The 15,602-nt window shown below is 51.5% G+C and carries 12 protein-coding genes; all 12 read left to right on the forward strand.

Going from position 1 to position 15,602, the window contains the following annotated elements:
- Positions 1-126: 126 nt before the first annotated feature.
- Positions 127-2,751: an alanine--tRNA ligase gene (gene alaS / locus IM700_RS15280; RefSeq protein WP_193416564.1), complete on the forward strand. Its 2,625-nt coding sequence runs from the start codon at positions 127-129 to the stop codon at positions 2,749-2,751.
- Between the two features lie 133 nt (positions 2,752-2,884).
- Complete coding sequence (locus tag IM700_RS15285) at positions 2,885-3,145, forward strand: IreB family regulatory phosphoprotein (protein ID WP_155605813.1); 261 nt, start codon at positions 2,885-2,887, stop codon at positions 3,143-3,145.
- A 9-nt stretch (positions 3,146-3,154) separates the two neighbouring features.
- Positions 3,155-3,571: a Holliday junction resolvase RuvX gene (ruvX, locus tag IM700_RS15290; RefSeq protein ID WP_155605812.1), complete on the forward strand. Its 417-nt coding sequence runs from the start codon at positions 3,155-3,157 to the stop codon at positions 3,569-3,571.
- 12 nt (positions 3,572-3,583) lie between these two features.
- Positions 3,584-3,901, forward strand: coding sequence for a DUF1292 domain-containing protein (locus IM700_RS15295; protein WP_193416563.1), 318 nt, complete (start codon positions 3,584-3,586; stop codon positions 3,899-3,901).
- Positions 3,894-4,193 carry a DUF1292 domain-containing protein gene (locus tag IM700_RS15300; protein WP_155605810.1) on the forward strand — a complete coding sequence of 100 codons (300 nt, stop codon included), beginning with the start codon at positions 3,894-3,896 and terminating at the stop codon, positions 4,191-4,193. Before IM700_RS15295 ends, IM700_RS15300 begins: the two co-directional genes overlap by 8 nt.
- 87 nt (positions 4,194-4,280) lie before the next feature.
- Positions 4,281-5,336 (forward strand): endolytic transglycosylase MltG, encoded by a 1,056-nt coding sequence (gene mltG / locus IM700_RS15305; RefSeq protein ID WP_193416562.1) that lies wholly within the window; start codon positions 4,281-4,283, stop codon positions 5,334-5,336.
- Between the two features lie 15 nt (positions 5,337-5,351).
- Complete coding sequence (locus tag IM700_RS15310) at positions 5,352-6,287, forward strand: peptidase U32 family protein (protein ID WP_193416561.1); 936 nt, start codon at positions 5,352-5,354, stop codon at positions 6,285-6,287.
- 99 nt (positions 6,288-6,386) lie between these two features.
- Entirely contained in the window at positions 6,387-7,721 is a 1,335-nt protein-coding gene (locus IM700_RS15315) for a peptidase U32 family protein (RefSeq protein WP_193416560.1), read from the forward strand.
- A 241-nt stretch (positions 7,722-7,962) separates the two neighbouring features.
- Positions 7,963-10,140 carry a methyl-accepting chemotaxis protein gene (locus IM700_RS15320; RefSeq protein WP_193416559.1) on the forward strand — a complete coding sequence of 726 codons (2,178 nt, stop codon included), beginning with the start codon at positions 7,963-7,965 and terminating at the stop codon, positions 10,138-10,140.
- Positions 10,141-10,469: 329 nt separating this feature from the next.
- Complete coding sequence (locus IM700_RS15325; RefSeq protein ID WP_193416558.1) at positions 10,470-12,254, forward strand: peptidoglycan D,D-transpeptidase FtsI family protein; 1,785 nt, start codon at positions 10,470-10,472, stop codon at positions 12,252-12,254.
- A gap of 127 nt (positions 12,255-12,381) precedes the next feature.
- Positions 12,382-13,800, forward strand: coding sequence for a polysaccharide deacetylase family protein (locus IM700_RS15330; protein ID WP_193416557.1), 1,419 nt, complete (start codon positions 12,382-12,384; stop codon positions 13,798-13,800).
- A gap of 162 nt (positions 13,801-13,962) precedes the next feature.
- Positions 13,963-15,522 (forward strand): IS1182 family transposase, encoded by a 1,560-nt coding sequence (locus IM700_RS15335; RefSeq protein WP_204801168.1) that lies wholly within the window; start codon positions 13,963-13,965, stop codon positions 15,520-15,522.
- Positions 15,523-15,602 lie beyond the last annotated feature (80 nt).

A 15,602-nucleotide genomic window follows, 5' to 3' on the forward strand; every position in this document is an offset into this window, starting at 1 on the left:
ACAGACGCTGGCGGACGAAGTCCAGCCGCATCAGGAGCGATAACCAGGGTGGTACCGCGATTTAATCGTCCCTGATTTTCAGGGGCGTTTTTGTTTTTTTAGAGGATAAATTAGGAGGTCTATACGATGAAAGCAAGTGAAATTCGTTCCAAATGGCTGGAGTTCTTTGCCGGCAAAGGCCATAAAATCGAACCGAGCGCCTCGCTCGTACCGCATAACGATCCGTCCCTGCTGTGGATCAACGCCGGGATGGCTCCGCTCAAACCGTATTTTGACGGGCGGGTTAAGCCGGAAAATCCGCGCCTGACGAATTCGCAGAAATGCATCCGCACCAACGATATCGAAAACGTGGGCAAGACGCGCCGGCACCATACGTTTTTTGAAATGCTGGGCAACTTCTCGATTGGGGATTACTTTAAGGAAGAAGCGATCACATGGGCTTGGGAATTCCTGACCGACAAGAAGTGGATCGGCTTTGATCCAGAGCGTCTATCGGTCACCGTGTATCCCGAGGATGAAGAAGCCTTTAAGCTGTGGAATGAGAAAGTCGGACTTCCGGCCGAACGCATCGTAAAGCTGGAGGACAACTTCTGGGACATCGGTGAAGGGCCTTGCGGACCTTGCACGGAAATTTTCTACGATCGCGGCGACGCTTACGGCGATTTGTCCGATCCCGAATGTTATCCCGGCGGTGAGAACGAACGATTCCTCGAGGTCTGGAACCTCGTGTTCTCGCAGTTTAACCATAATAAGGACGGCAGCTATACGCCGCTTCCGAACAAGAACATCGATACTGGGGCGGGACTGGAGCGGTTTGCGTCCATTCTGCAGGATGTGAACTCCAACTTCGATACCGACTTGTTCCAACCGATTATTAAGCAAACAGCCAAAATGGCCGGAGTAACTTACGGTACGGCGGAGGAAAGCGATGTGGCGCTCAAGGTCATCGCCGATCACATTCGTACGGTGACATTTGCCGTGGCCGATGGCGTATTGCCGTCCAACGAAGGCCGGGGTTACGTGATTCGCCGCTTGCTGCGCCGCGCGGTGCGTTATGGCAAGCTGATCGGAATGGACAAACCGTTTATGTTCGGCTTGGTGGAAACCGTCGGTGACATCATGGGCACCTATTATACGGACGTTGTGACCAAACGGGAGTTCATCGAAAAAGTTATTCGTACCGAGGAAGAACGGTTCCACGAAACGCTCAGCGACGGCTTGGCGATTTTGGCGGACATCAGCGGCGAAGCGAAGGCAGCCGGCCGCACGCTGATCAGCGGGGCAGATGCATTTAAGTTGTATGACACCTACGGATTTCCGCTGGATCTGACCGAGGACTTTGCGGTGGAACAAGGGCTGGGTGTCGACCGTGAAGGCTTTGAAGCTGCCATGGAGGAGCAACGCGAACGTGCCCGGGCGGCCCGCCACGAGAGCGGCAGCATGAAGGTGCAAGGCGGAGTTCTGGCCGATTTTACGACTAAAACGGAATTCGTTGGATATAATGAGCTTGAAGTTACAACCAGCATCGTCGCCATCGTGGCTGACGACGCTTTCGTTGACACGCTTAGTGCCGGTCAATCAGGCCAAATCATTTTGGCTTCGACGCCTTTCTATGCAGAAAGCGGCGGCCAGGTCAGCGACCAGGGGACCCTGCGCACCGGCTCTGGCAGTGCGACCGTGGAAGGTTTGTATAAAGCACCACACGGGCAGCATGTCCATCAAGTGACGGTGGAGACCGGCGAACTGCGAGTCGGTTCAGAAGTTACGGCTTCCGTAAGCAAGGAACAACGCAGCCATACGGTGAAGAACCATACGGCAACCCATCTGCTGCATAAGGCGTTAAAAGAAACGCTCGGCGAACACGTGAACCAAGCCGGTTCTCTTGTTGAACCGCAGCGTCTGCGCTTCGACTTCTCCCACCTTGGCAGTATTTCGCCGGAGGAATTGGTGGAAATCGAACGCCGCGTGAATGAGCAGATTTGGAACGCGCTGCCGGTGACAACCTCGCTGAAAGCGATCGATGAAGCCAAAGCGATGGGGGCAATGGCGTTGTTCGGCGAGAAATACGGGGACATCGTTCGCGTTGTCCAGGTCGGCGAGTACAGCCTGGAGCTGTGCGGCGGTTGCCACGTGAACAATTCGGCGGAGATCGGCCTGTTCAAAATCGTCAGCGAAAGCGGCATCGGCTCCGGCGTGCGCCGGATCGAAGCGGTGACCGGACGGGGCGCCTACCAGTTCATGGATGGTCAGCTTGATTTGCTGAAGCAAGCGGCTGGCTTGTTGAAATCGAATGTGAACGACGTGCCGAAACGGGTCGAAGGATTGTTCCAGCAGTTGAAGGAGCTTGGTCGCGAGAACGAATCCCTGCAAAGCAAGCTGAGCGTGATCGAAGCTGGCGAATTGACAAGCCAGGTGGTTAACGTCGGTCAAACCCAACTCCTGGCTGCTCACGTTCAGGCCGGAAGCATGGACGCGCTGCGCACGTTAGCCGACGAGCTGAAAGCCAAGCTGCCGGATGCGGTGCTTGTGCTGGGTGCTCCAAGCGAGGACAAGGTGAATTTTGTTGTTGTCGTGCCTAAAGAGGAAGTGGCTCGCGGACTGCATGCCGGCAAGCTCGTCAAGGAAGTGGCGGCGGTATGCGGCGGCGGAGGCGGCGGCCGTCCGGACATGGCCCAGGCGGGGGGCAAGGATGCCAGCAAGCTGGACGAAGCTTTGAAGAAAGCTGCGGAATGGATTGCTTCCCAAGCCTAAAGGAACGATGAATTTGACGGGGTGAACCCGCGAAAATTTCCTTATGGAACCCATGATATGGTATAGTATGATTAGGCTAAGAGGAAATCAGCTGCGATCATAAAGGCGTATGTCGAAGAAGCGAGGTGTCATCATGGACTCCATGGATAAAACCGTCAAATTTAACGTCAAAGGCGATGAACTAGAGGCGTCGGCGCAGGAAATTCTTCTTACGGTTTACCAGGCGTTGCAGGAGAAAGAATACAATCCGGTTAACCAGATCGTCGGATATCTGTTGTCGGGAGATCCGGCCTATATACCGCGCCATAACAATGCGCGAAGTTTGGTCCGCAAGAAGGAACGGGACGAACTGATAGAAGAACTGGTACGCTTTTACATGGCGGGCCACCGATAGGAGCAATACATGAAAATCATGGGTCTGGATTACGGGGACCGTCGGATCGGAGTCGCCGTTAGCGATAGTCTAGGCTGGACCGCCCAGGGGCTCGAAACCATCGAGCGCCGCAGGGAAGGCAGCGAATTCGAACGCATCGCCGAGCTGGTGAAACAGCACGAGGTGGAGGAGATTGTCGTCGGTCTGCCGAAGAATATGAACGGCACGATTGGTCCCCGGGGAGAAATATGCATGGCGTTTGCCGAGGAGCTTCGGGGCAGGTTTAACCTCCCCGTGCATCTCTGGGACGAACGGCTGACCACCGTTTCTGCGCAGCGAACGCTGCTGGAGGCGGATGTCAGCCGGAAGAAGCGCAAGGGTGTCGTCGACAAGATGGCCGCCAGCTTGATTTTGCAAAACTATTTGGACTCTAAGAGTATAAAGTGAGGGTGATCGCGTATGTCTAAAGATCGTATCGGAAATGAAGAAGAACCGGAAATTATTTATATCCCCGATGAAGAGGGCAATGAAGAAGAGTTCGAAGTGATTATGAAATTCGAAGTCGACGGTTCGGACGCCAAGTATATGATGGTCGTTCCTCTGGATTCCGATGGGAATGAAGAAGAAGAGAGCGAAGAGGTATACGCGTTCCGTTACGAGGAAGACGGCGATGACCTGAAGCTGTACACGATCGAAAGCGACGAAGAATGGGAAATTGTCGAGGAGACGTTTAATACGCTCGTCGACGAATTTGACGGAGAAGATAACAATGACTGATTTTACGGCAGACCAAGCGGTCCTGACGTCGCGGGTTCGCGACGCTTTTGGCCCGATCGTGGAGCTGGAGGACGAATCAGGCAATGCCTCCTATTATCAAGTCGTTCAAGAGTTTGACGTTGCTGGAGCTTCTTATGCAGTGTTGATGCTGGAGAATGCTTCCAAGGACGAAGAGCCGGAGATCTTCAAGATTGTGATGACCGGCGACGAGCTAGAGCTGGTCACGATCGATGACGACGAGGAATGGGAGAACGTATCCGAGCTTTATGACGAATTGACCTTTCCGGAGTAAGGGGGAAGGTGTTGCAGGAGCACGATAGATCAGTCCGGGAAGAGCGGGATTTTACCGCTCTTTTTGGCTGTTAAGGGGGAAGCGGTCTTGAGGAAGGCGCTGAAATGGCTGACCGTCCTGCTCTTACTCGTGATCATTGGAGTAGGAGCGGCCGGAATTTATGTTTACACAGGCATGCAACCTGTCGAAGCGAAGGAGCAGCCGGTCAAGTTCACGATCGAACCGGGTACGGGGACGTCGGGAATCGCAGAGTTACTGGAAAACCAGGGACTAATTAAAAATTCCTTTTTGTTCGTTTCGTATTTAAAATGGAAATCGGAAGGCAGTCATTTTCAGGCTGGAGTCTACGAGATGAACCCGGGAGTGACGTATGACGAAATCATCGCCAAGCTAAACGGCGGCGACGTGGTCAAAGCGGAAATGATCCGGTTTACGATTCCCGAAGGTTTTACCGTGAAGCAAATGGCTGACAAGCTGGCAGAGGAAGGCTTGGCCGACAAAGCGGCGTTTTTGCAGTTGGCGAAGAGTGCTGCCGAGCTTGACGATGAGCTGCTGACTCAAATCCCAGCGGACGAGCGATTAACCTATCGGTTGGAAGGGTACTTGTTCCCAGAAACCTATGAGCTAAAGAAAGGCAGCAATGAGCGGGATATTATCGCTCGCATGCTGCAGGAAACGGGAGAGCGGCTAGGTGAAATCCCTGATTTCACGCAAAAGCTGCAAGCTCGTGGTTTAACCTTAGGCGAACTGATGACGGTCGCTTCGTTGGTAGAGCGGGAAGTGGTAGTTGATGCCGAGCGTCCTAAGGTAGCCGGGGTCATTTACAACCGACTGAAAGACGGCATGAAGCTCGAAATCGACGCCACGGTGCAGTATGTGCTGGATAAACCGAAGGAGCGCTTGCTGAATTCGGATCTAAGAAGCGTGGATAGCCCCTACAATACGTATTTGTATGAAGGATTGCCACCGGGTCCAATCGCTGCGCCAAGCCTCAAATCGATCGAAGCGGCGCTTACGCCGGAGCCGTCGGAGTACCTTTTCTATGTGACGAAGAAAGATGGCAGCGGGGAACACCTGTTTGCCAAGACCTATAAAGAACATTTGAAGAACATCGAGACTAGCAAGGCTATGGCCAATAAATAAAGGTGGTAGTAACAAATGAGTAAAAAGCCGGAAATCTTGGTCCCAGCCGGTTCGCTGGAAGAACTAAAGCGTTACTTCGCAGCGGGGGCTGATGCAGCCATCATCGGCGAGGCCAAATATGGAATGCGCCTTCCTGGCGAGATGACGACCCGAGACATCGCCGCGGCCGTTCAAGTGGCGCGCGAATACGGAGCCAAAATCTATGTTAGCCTCAACAACCTAATGACCAATGCCTTGTTGGACGGCCTGTCCGATTACGTGAAGCAGGTGGCGGAATGTGGTGCAGATGCTATCGAGTTTGGCGATCCTTCTGTCCTTCAGGCGGTACGAAAGGTGGCACCGCAGCTGAAGCTGCATTGGAATGCCGAGATGACTTCCACTAACTATGCCACGGCCAACTACTGGGGGTCGAAGGGCGCATCCCGCGTCGTACTGGCGCGCGAGCTGAACATGGACGAGATCACCGCGATGCCTCCATCGCTGAATATCGAAGCGGAGGTTCAGGTCCATGGCATGACCAATATCTATCACTCGAAACGCAGCTTGGTGCAGAGCTATATGACGCATCAAGGACGGCCGGTCGCGCCGGGCAGCGATCTGGGCTTGAATCGCGGACTCTTCCTTGTCGAAGCGGAGCGGCCGGACGAGAAATTCCCGATTTTCGAGGATGCCAACGGGACGCATATTATGAGCTCGGACGATATCTGCATTTTGGAAGATTTGCACATGCTTATGGCTTCAGGCGTGGACAGCTTCAAAATCGAGACGATGCTGAAGTCGGCGGCTTATAATGAAATCGTGATTACTTCATATCGTAAGGCCATCGAAGCTTATTTTAGCGACCCGGAAGGGTACGAGTTCGATGAGAGCTGGATGGATGCCATCCGTGAGGTACAAGATCCGGAGCGGGAGCTAACCTTCGGATTCTTCTACAAAGAACAAGTCTATTAAGAGGAAGTTCGGTGCTGAAAAGCCGACTTTTTGACCTATATTTAAAATTTAAGTACCAAAAAACTTATTAACCAACAAAATGATGAGAGGTGAACGAAGATGCAAACCGCGGAGAAGCATATCCCGAAATATGTGGGAAAACGTAACCGGTTGGTGAAACCCGAATTGCTCGCCCCGGCGGGTAATCTCGAAAAGCTGAAATTCGCCGTCCATTACGGCGCCGACGCCGTATATATCGGGGGACAACAATATGGCCTTCGTTCCAATGCGGATAATTTTAGTTTCGAAGAAATGCGGGAAGGCGTGGAATTTGCTAAAAAATACGGCGCAAAGGTGTTCGTCGCCACGAATATTTATGCCCATAACGAGGATTTGGAGGGCATTGAGGCGTATTTGCGCAATCTGCACGAGGCGGGGATCGCAGCGATTATCGTCGCTGACCCTGTGATCATCGAAACGGCGCAGCGCGTTGTACCCGAACTGGAGGTCCATCTCAGCACCCAACAGTCGACCGTAAACTGGCAGGCGGTACAATTCTGGAAGGATCAGGGCTTGCCGCGGGTCGTGCTTGGTCGTGAAACCAGCCTTGAGGAAATTGAGGAAATTAAACGCCATGTCGACATTGAGATCGAGTCGTTTATCCATGGGGCAATGTGCTCCTCATATTCTGGACGATGCGTGTTGTCGAATCATTTTACGGACCGTGATTCCAATCGCGGGGGCTGCTGCCAATCCTGCCGCTGGAAATACGATTTGTTTACGGACGCGCGCGCGGAAGGGGAATGGATCTCTGAGGAAGAAGCCCGCGATAACAAGGTGCTGGAGAAGTTCCGTCTTGGCGTAACCCAACTGCCCTTGTTCGAGGAAGACGACAATGCGTTTACGATGGGATCCAAGGACTTGTGCATGATTGGACATGTTCCCGATTTGATCGACGCCGGCGTGGACAGCTTCAAAATTGAGGGTCGAATGAAGTCGATTCATTACGTGGCGACGGTCGTGAATGTTTATCGCCAAGCGATTGATGCGTACATGGCGGATCCGGATCATTACGTGCTGAAGCCGGAGTGGATTGAAGAAATCAATAAGGCGGCCAATCGACCGCTAAACACCGGTTTCTTCTACGATACTCCGGACCATGAGGATCATATTTACGAGCCGGAAGAAAAAGCGGCGCCTTACGATTTCGCGGGATTGGTCATGGAGTATGACGAAACGACCGGTATGGCGACGATCCAACAGCGCAACCATTTTAAGCCCGGACAAGAGGTAGAGTTTTTTGGCCCCGGGGGGACATTCTTTAAGCAGACCGTTGGGACCCTATACGACGAAGCCGGAAATGAACTGGATGCGGCCCGTCACCCGCTGCAGCGGATCAAAATGAAGGTTGAACAACCAGTATCCTACTTCGATATGATGCGGAAAAAGAAGTGAATGTAAAAATCAATATGCTTAGGGGCCTGTTCGTTCATAGGACGAAAGGCCCTTTTTTGTGTTTTTTGTCAAGATTATTTAAAATCCGCTACATGTGAAACCGATATTATAGAGGAGAACGTCAGGTATTGTCGAATACATTGGATAGCTGACGAGAAGTGTGAATGACCAACAGGAATTATGCATGACCTCTAGCCTAAAAACTTGGGTCTGCAACTATTAAGAGTGGCGGGTGATCAACATGAGTCTGGTTCCAAAGAACGAGGACCAAGCAACTAACAACAAGAAGAAGGAAAAGAAACAAAAGGGAGAACGGACCAAGTCAAAGGCGGTTAACCCAACGAGCAAAACTCCGCTGAATTTCAAAGCTTTATTAGCTTCATTGCGGGACAAACTACCTAAACAAATTAATCCTTCAAAGTCGGTAGGCATTCGGTTGTTCCTGATTTTCTTTGTTGCAATTATGTTTTTCGTGTTGACCATCGGGATTATGTCTTCCCAAATGGCGAAGGGAACCATTCAGGACAATGCGGAACAGGCTAACCTGCAGACGATTGTTCAAACCTCGCAAAAGCTGGATATCGTCATGCAAAAGTATGAAGAAAATCTGCAGCAAATGTTCCTGGACGACGAAATGCAGAACGCTATCATGGACGCTTCTTTGTCGAACATCACGGACTATGACAAGTTTACCGCAACCAACAAAATGAGAACTCGCTTGAATACGCTAACATTCTCAACTAAGGGAGTTTCCGCGGTTTACATGTTGTCAGCAGACAAAATCGTGGATGATGTGACTTCGGGTAGCGCGGATATCAATTTCTTGAGCACCGTACGCGGAGAGGCTTGGTTCAAGGATCTAGCCGGCGCAACCAAGACAGTTTGGCTGCAAGTTCCATCGGAAGGAAAAAGCAATTCAGTTTTCCGCCTAGCTCGCTCGGTGCAAAGCGTAAACAGCATGAAACGTTTCGTTCTGATCACCGATGTGAATTTGGACGTATTGAACGGTTATTTGAAAGAAGTTAACCTGGGGAAAAACTCCAAGCTTCAAATGCTGACACAGGATAATATTGTGGTTGGTTCCTCCGTCGATGGCGATGAGGGGAAGGCTAGCGAATTTGATCTGGGGAAAAGCAGCGGCCCGTCGGGTAGCCTTCGGACCAAGGATGCAAGTGGTAACTCCGTTCTTGCTTCGTTCAATACCCAGGCTTCCGGGTGGAAGTTGATCGGTACCGTGGATTCGGCGGAACTGACGAAGAGCGCAGACCGCATCCTGATGTTTACGATGTTCTCTTTGGTTATCGTTGCAATCATCGCCATTCTGATCGGCATTTGGATGGTTCGGATGATCGCGCATCCGCTCGGCAAGTTGAGAAACCTGATGGAGGAAGGCTCCCGAGGGAATCTGAACGTTCGGATGAATACGAAAGCGAAGGATGAGATCGGTCAGTTGACGGTGAGCTTTAACGTGATGATGGAAAATATCACCGCCCTCGTCAAACAAACCAATAACTCCGCACAGGACGTATTGGATACAGCTACCGAATTAACGCAAGCTTCGAACAAAACGGCCTTGTCCGCCAAAGAAATTGCGGTGGCAACCGAAGAAATTGCTAACGGGGCGACCAGCTTGGCGAACGAAGCCGAACGCGGCAATGAGCTGACGGAAAATATTTCTCGTCAGATGGAACGAGTGATCCAAACGAACAAAGAGATGGAAAACTCGGCACGTCAGGTGGAGAAATCCAGTCAGCAAGGGACCGAGTATTTGGGCGGCTTGATGGAGAAAACCAACATGACGGTCGAAATGATCAACGCGTTGACCGCCAAAGTTGACTCGCTCAAAGCGAGCACAGGATCCGTCTTGAAGGTACTCGACGTGATGCAGAACATTACGCAACAAACAAACATCCTGTCGCTGAACGCTACGATTGAAGCGGCTCGCGCAGGCGCTGCTGGCCGAGGGTTCATGGTCGTTGCTGATGAAATTCGCCAATTGGCGGATCAATCCCGTCAATCGATCACGATGGTCGGTGAAATTACGGATACGATCCAAAAAGAGATGAACGAAACGGTCAAAACCTTGTCCGAAGCGAGTCCGATCTTCCAGGAGCAAATCGCGTCGGTACAGGAGACAAGCCAAATTTTTGTATCCGTACAACAACAAATGGAAGGCTTCGTCCATCATCTCGATTCTGTGACGGCTTCCATCGACCAATTGAACGAATCGCAATCGGTTTTGTCCGAAGCGATGAGTAACGTCAGTGCGGTTGCGCAGCAATCATCCGCTACATCCGAAGAGGTTGCCTCTCTCTCCAGCGAACAGCAGACGGTCGGCGATCAGCTGGTGCAACTGTCGAACAAACTGGAGAACGTATCCACCGGCTTGAAAGAGTCGTTGTCGAAGTTTACCGTATAAGAAAACAGGCTCAGCGCCTGAAAGTAAGCTAGATCCGATTTCCCGAGGGTTCCGGGAATCGGGAGAAGCCCGGCTAATCTGCGATGCAGGTTTGGCCGGGTTTTGTTTTTGTTAGCGGAATCATCGGAAACGAATAACGATCTCGGGCCGCTCTTGTATGCCGCTTATCCATTGATGAACGAGGACTGAATCGCGTCAAATATACAAGTTTGTTGCAATGCTACCAGCTAGGCTTTTCGGCGAGTGATTTTGAGTTCGGCTGGTCGGGGGTGCGGCGGTTTAGTCCGACTTTTCCCAGGAAATAATGGGAACAGAATGGAGGGCGAACGATGTCGTTATTGCGCAAAAAACGGATTTTTTACCTGTTGTTGTCCTTTATGGTTGTGATGGGGTTGTTTGCGCTGCGCATCGCCTGGATTCAAACAGCTTCGGCGTTTAAGACAGTGACGGTTGGCGGCAAGACGATCAATGAATTGGCTGTTCGGCAACGTGAAGAGAGTATTGAACTGGACCCGGGGAGGGGACATATCTTTGACCGCAATGGGAAGCCATTAACGGGGGAGTTGGCCTGGACGCCAATTCTTTTTCCAGTTCGCAAATTGCCCTTAGAAACTCAGCTTGCTCGCTTGGCCAGCGCTCTAGGGACGACAGTCCCGGAACTTCGAAGTAAGTGGGAACGGTTGGAGCGTCCTTATGTCTGGCCGAAGGCTGGAGGGGAGTCTGGCGAGCCGCTCCGGCTTGGGGAAGAAGCGGTCCGCAAATTGCCGAAACTTGAAGGCCTAGAGGTACTGCCGTATATGGCGCGATATGGGCCGGGCGAACGAGGGAATCAATGGCTGGGGTTTGTGACGCAGCGGCCGGACGTTATTCGTAAGCTCAGGGAGAACAAGCATCAACCGGACTTCGCGTTGACCTTGCAGGTCGGAGCCTCCGGCCTCGAAAAAACGCTCGATGGATTTTTACGGGGACTTGGCGGCGTCAGAGCTGCTTACACCGTGGATGGCCGCAAAGACCCGCTGGGCGGGACGGGCACGCGGGTGAATGCGGCCGCCAGCCGATATTACCCGCTTCAAATTCAAACGACGGTGGACGATAACCTACAGCAGAAGATTGAGCGATTGGCCGCGACGATGAACGTGACGGAAGGAGCGGTCGTCGTGTTAGACGCAAAATCGGCCGATATCGTTTCGATGGTGTCGCTGCCTTATTACGATCCGCATCACGTTGATCCGGCGGCGGAGAATTGGGGGAACAAAGCGGTGAAGGCATTCGTTCCCGGCTCGATATTCAAGACGGTGATTGCGGCTGCCGCCCTGGAGGAGTATGCCACGGTTCCCGGTGAAGTGTTTCACTGCAATGGCCATTATGGCAAATACGGCCTATCTTGCTGGAAGAAAGGGGGGCATGGAAACATCACGCTGGAGGAGGGATTTGCTAAGTCGTGCAACGTTGTGTTCGCCACGTTGGGAGAGCGGTTAAGTGCGGACGCGATAGTTAGGACTGCCGCCAAGCTGGGGCTGGGTCGTCCGATTGGCTGGAGCGATCCTGCCTTCCTCGGCGGGGATGGATTACGGCCGCTCGATCATGAGGAGTCGGGGGCGGTGTTCCATAGATTGGTTGCAGCGGACGGCGGAGTCCGGGCGCAAACGGCGATCGGCCAGCGGGATGTGCTGGTATCCCCGCTTCAAGCAGCTAATTTAGTCGTAACTCTGCTTCACGGCGGCCAAGTAATGGCACCGCGCTTAGTCAGCGAGATCCGTTATAAAGACGGATCCCTCTTATCCGACTTACCTTCGCAAGCTTCGCCTTCTTCCGTGGGGCAGATTAACCCACAGACAGCCAAACGGTTGCTGTCCTGGATGAGACTGGTGGTGACGGACGGCACCGGGCGAGCTTTACAACAAGCCAAGTGGCCACTGGCCGGCAAATCCGGTACGGCTGAGGTTATTCGAAACCATCAACAACGCAATAATCAATGGTTTATCGGTTACGGACCGATAGAACAACCCAAGTATGCCGTGGCGGTTCTGGTCCAAAACCAGACTGAAGGGTCGAAGCATCTTGCCGCCGAGTTGTTCCGGCGGACTATGGATATTTTAGCTTCTCCAGGTTGACCGATTTCCTGTGCTTTCCCCAAAATAATGCGCCTAAACTAGGGACGTCTGTGATAAAATAGTGTAGATGCTATGCTTTTCACGGAGCATGCCAAAGTCATTGATCATAGAAAAGTGGGGAAAGCATATGGAGACTTTGCTGCTATGGTTATTTTATATCTCTACGCTGTACGCTTTTATACCCGGATTGATCACTCGGATCTTCGGTTTTCGCGTATTTAAGCACGGGACCAGCAATAAGGAGTTCGCGCTCACCTTCGACGATGGCCCCGATCCGAAATATACTCCGCAATTGCTTGATTTGCTCAAGCGCCATGGGGCGAAGGCGACATTTTTTCTCGTCGGCTCGAATGCGGAGAAATATCCCGAATTGATTAAACGGATTCACGAGGAAGGCCACTTGATCGGATCGCACAACTATGTGCACAAAACCAACTGGCTGATGGGACCGGCCGCAGTTAAGAAACAAATTCAGAAGACGAATAAGATCATCTACGACGTTACCGGCGTGGATTCCCATTATTATCGTCCGCCGTGGGGAATCGTCAACCTGTTTGATTTTACGAACCGGGGCAACACGCAAATCGTCCTGTGGTCGGCGATGTTTGCCGATTGGCGAGTGAAGGTTGGCGCTGACCGTTTAACGAAACGCATGATGAAGAAACTACGGGGTGGAGAAGTATTTCTACTGCACGATTGCGGCGCTACCTTAGGTGCCAATGTCGGAGCGCCGGCTGAAATGCTGACCGCGCTTGAGCGCGTGCTGACGGAAGCGGATCGCCGCGGATTGCGCAGCATTCGCATCGACGAATTGATTCAAGTAACGGAAGAAGCGAAGCGTAAAAACAAACCCGCTGGGACTCCCGTACCAAAGGGAAGAACGCCGGTGAAGGTGTCCTGGTTCAAACGAAGTATCGTGGCCTTATGGCTGTTATGGGAGAAGATCTTCCACGTGATATTCCAGTTGAAAACGCCGGATACCCAGAATCCGTTCCTCCATTTCCGTATCCGCCCTTACCACGGGGAACCGGTAGCCTTAAACGATGGGAAAACCCTCCAAGCAGGCGATCAGGTCATGGAGCTCCATTTCGACAACAAGAAGTTGTACGAAATCGGGACTCGCTCCAGGACTACGGTGCAATTGGCGATTCAAATGATTCGCAATTTTGAGAAAACGTTACCGAAGCTGGCCCAGTATATCTACGACCATCCCGAACTCAAAGAGGTCAAAGCTTTGTATGGCGTCAGCATGATTAATCGGGGACCCGAGCAATTTGGATTTATTATTACCGATTTGCCGAGAGGTTGGTTTGCGAGCTCGACTCAAATTTATTTGAAATTATTGATGAGCGTTATACATCCCGCAGGGAAGTCGAGATTAAAAGAGCAACCTCAAGAATTGGTGCCCAAAATGATGGTGATGCCGATGGATCACCTCCTGGCAAGGTTCACCGAAACCGGTTCGCATCGCAGCCATTCGACCTTAGAGAAGACTGAGGTCGTAGAAGAGGAGTCATTACTTAGCATCTCCATGCCTACTCGGTAACGGATTCTTTCGATTTTCATCTGTGAACAGGAAAGGGGCTGTCCCAAAAGTCATCGTAGATGACTGAGGGACGCCCTTCTTTTTCATTTTGTTAAACAAAAAGAAACCAATCCTTGGTAAAATGGAAGTGACTAGCAACCATTTAAAAAGGAGAGGTTTCTTTTGTACATCCAATATACCATGGATCAACTTTGCCTGCCAATGGACTTGGAGGAAGACATCCCTCAACATCACGTCGTTCGTGTGGTTAATGCGGCGGTGAATAGACTCAGTGACACCATTTTCGCATCCGCTTACCCCGGTGGAGGTCGAGACAGTTACCACCCAAAGATGCTTACTAAAGTCCTCATCTACGCCTACACTCAACGGATCTACTCCTCGCGTCTCATTGCCAAGGCTGTACGAGAAAACATCATGTTCATGTGGATTGCTGGCCGGCAGCGTCCGGATTTCCGCACCATCAACCGCTTTCGTTCCGACCGGATGAAGGACATCCTCGAGTCGGTTTTTACCGCCGTACTCGAACTGCTTGTGGAAGAGGGATACGTCAAACTCGACCATTATTTTGTCGACGGCACCAAAATTGAAGCCAATGCCAATCGGTATACCTTTGTTTGGGGCAAAGCAGTGGTCAAACAAAAGGCGAAGCTAGAAGAGAAAGTACGGACGTTATTCGCCACCATCGAAGAAACTGAGAGAAAGGAAGAACAGGAACAGCCTAACCAAGATCTTGCCGAGCTCGGCGAGGCATCCTCCCTAACCAGCGAGAAGCTGGAGAAGGCAGTGCAACAGTTGGAAGAGAAACTGAAGCAAGTCCCCAAAAATAAATCGCTCAAAAAAGCGGTTCGCACTCTGAAAACAGACCTCCTTCCCCGCCTGCAAAAATACGAGCAGCAGCTTGGGATTCTTGGGGAGCGGAATAGCTACAGCAAAACCGACACGGACGCTACATTCATGCGGATGAAAGAAGACCATATGCGAAACGGTCAACTCAAGCCGGGGTACAACGTACAAATTGGAACCGAGAACCAATTTATTGTCGGATACAGCCTTCACCAACGCCCAACGGACACACGAACCTTGAAGCCACATTTAGAGAAAGTAAAAACGCAGTTGGGGCGAATACCTGGCACGGTCATTGCTGACGCCGGGTATGGGAGCGAAGAAAATTACGCTTACCTAGAAGGCGAAGCAGTGAGAGCGATCGTCAAATACAACACCTACCACAAAGAGAAAACAAAAGCTTGGAAGAAAGACATAAGCAAGCTAGACAACTGGCAGTATGACGAAGCCAAGGATACATGGATTTGTCCAGCAGGTCAGAGATTGACTTTCATCCGGGAGAGCAAAGAGAAGAACGAGAGTGGATACGAGACTCGAAAGCGGCACTACAGAAGTACATCGTGCGCAGAATGCCCACTCAAAGCTTCATGTACAAAAGCAAGCGGAGATCGTGAAATTCAAGTCAGCATGCATTATCTGCGCTACAAGAAACTGGCCCGGGAGCAATTAACCAGTGAAGAGGGATACGCTCTATCGGTTCAGCGCATGCATGAACCCGAAAGTGTGTTTGGTCAGGTAAAGAACAACCGAGGCTTCCGTCGCTTCCTGCTTCGAGGTTTATCCAAAGTAAGCCTTGAGGTCGGGTGGCTTTCCCTTGCCCACAATCTACTGAAAGTTGGGCAACTAAGCCAACAAAGAAAAATAGTTAGCCAGGTATGAACCCTCCGGGCTAACTATTTTTCGTGCAGGGCATTTTTAGTCACTTGAGTAGTTAAATTTTAACTACCTTTTGGGACAGC

The sequence above is a fragment of the Paenibacillus rhizolycopersici genome (assembly GCF_014947195.2).
Lineage (GTDB): Bacteria > Bacillota > Bacilli > Paenibacillales > Paenibacillaceae > Fontibacillus > Fontibacillus rhizolycopersici.

Coding starts and splice junctions, on each gene's coding strand:
- alaS (WP_193416564.1), top strand. CDS start 127: ATGAAAGCAAGTGAAATTCGTTCCAAATGGCTGGAGTTCTTTGCCGGC.
- IM700_RS15285 (WP_155605813.1), top strand. CDS start 2,885: ATGGACTCCATGGATAAAACCGTCAAATTTAACGTCAAAGGCGATGAA.
- ruvX (WP_155605812.1), top strand. CDS start 3,155: ATGAAAATCATGGGTCTGGATTACGGGGACCGTCGGATCGGAGTCGCC.
- IM700_RS15295 (WP_193416563.1), top strand. CDS start 3,584: ATGTCTAAAGATCGTATCGGAAATGAAGAAGAACCGGAAATTATTTAT.
- IM700_RS15300 (WP_155605810.1), top strand. CDS start 3,894: ATGACTGATTTTACGGCAGACCAAGCGGTCCTGACGTCGCGGGTTCGC.
- IM700_RS15310 (WP_193416561.1), top strand. CDS start 5,352: ATGAGTAAAAAGCCGGAAATCTTGGTCCCAGCCGGTTCGCTGGAAGAA.
- IM700_RS15315 (WP_193416560.1), top strand. CDS start 6,387: ATGCAAACCGCGGAGAAGCATATCCCGAAATATGTGGGAAAACGTAAC.
- IM700_RS15320 (WP_193416559.1), top strand. CDS start 7,963: ATGAGTCTGGTTCCAAAGAACGAGGACCAAGCAACTAACAACAAGAAG.
- IM700_RS15325 (WP_193416558.1), top strand. CDS start 10,470: ATGTCGTTATTGCGCAAAAAACGGATTTTTTACCTGTTGTTGTCCTTT.
- IM700_RS15330 (WP_193416557.1), top strand. CDS start 12,382: ATGGAGACTTTGCTGCTATGGTTATTTTATATCTCTACGCTGTACGCT.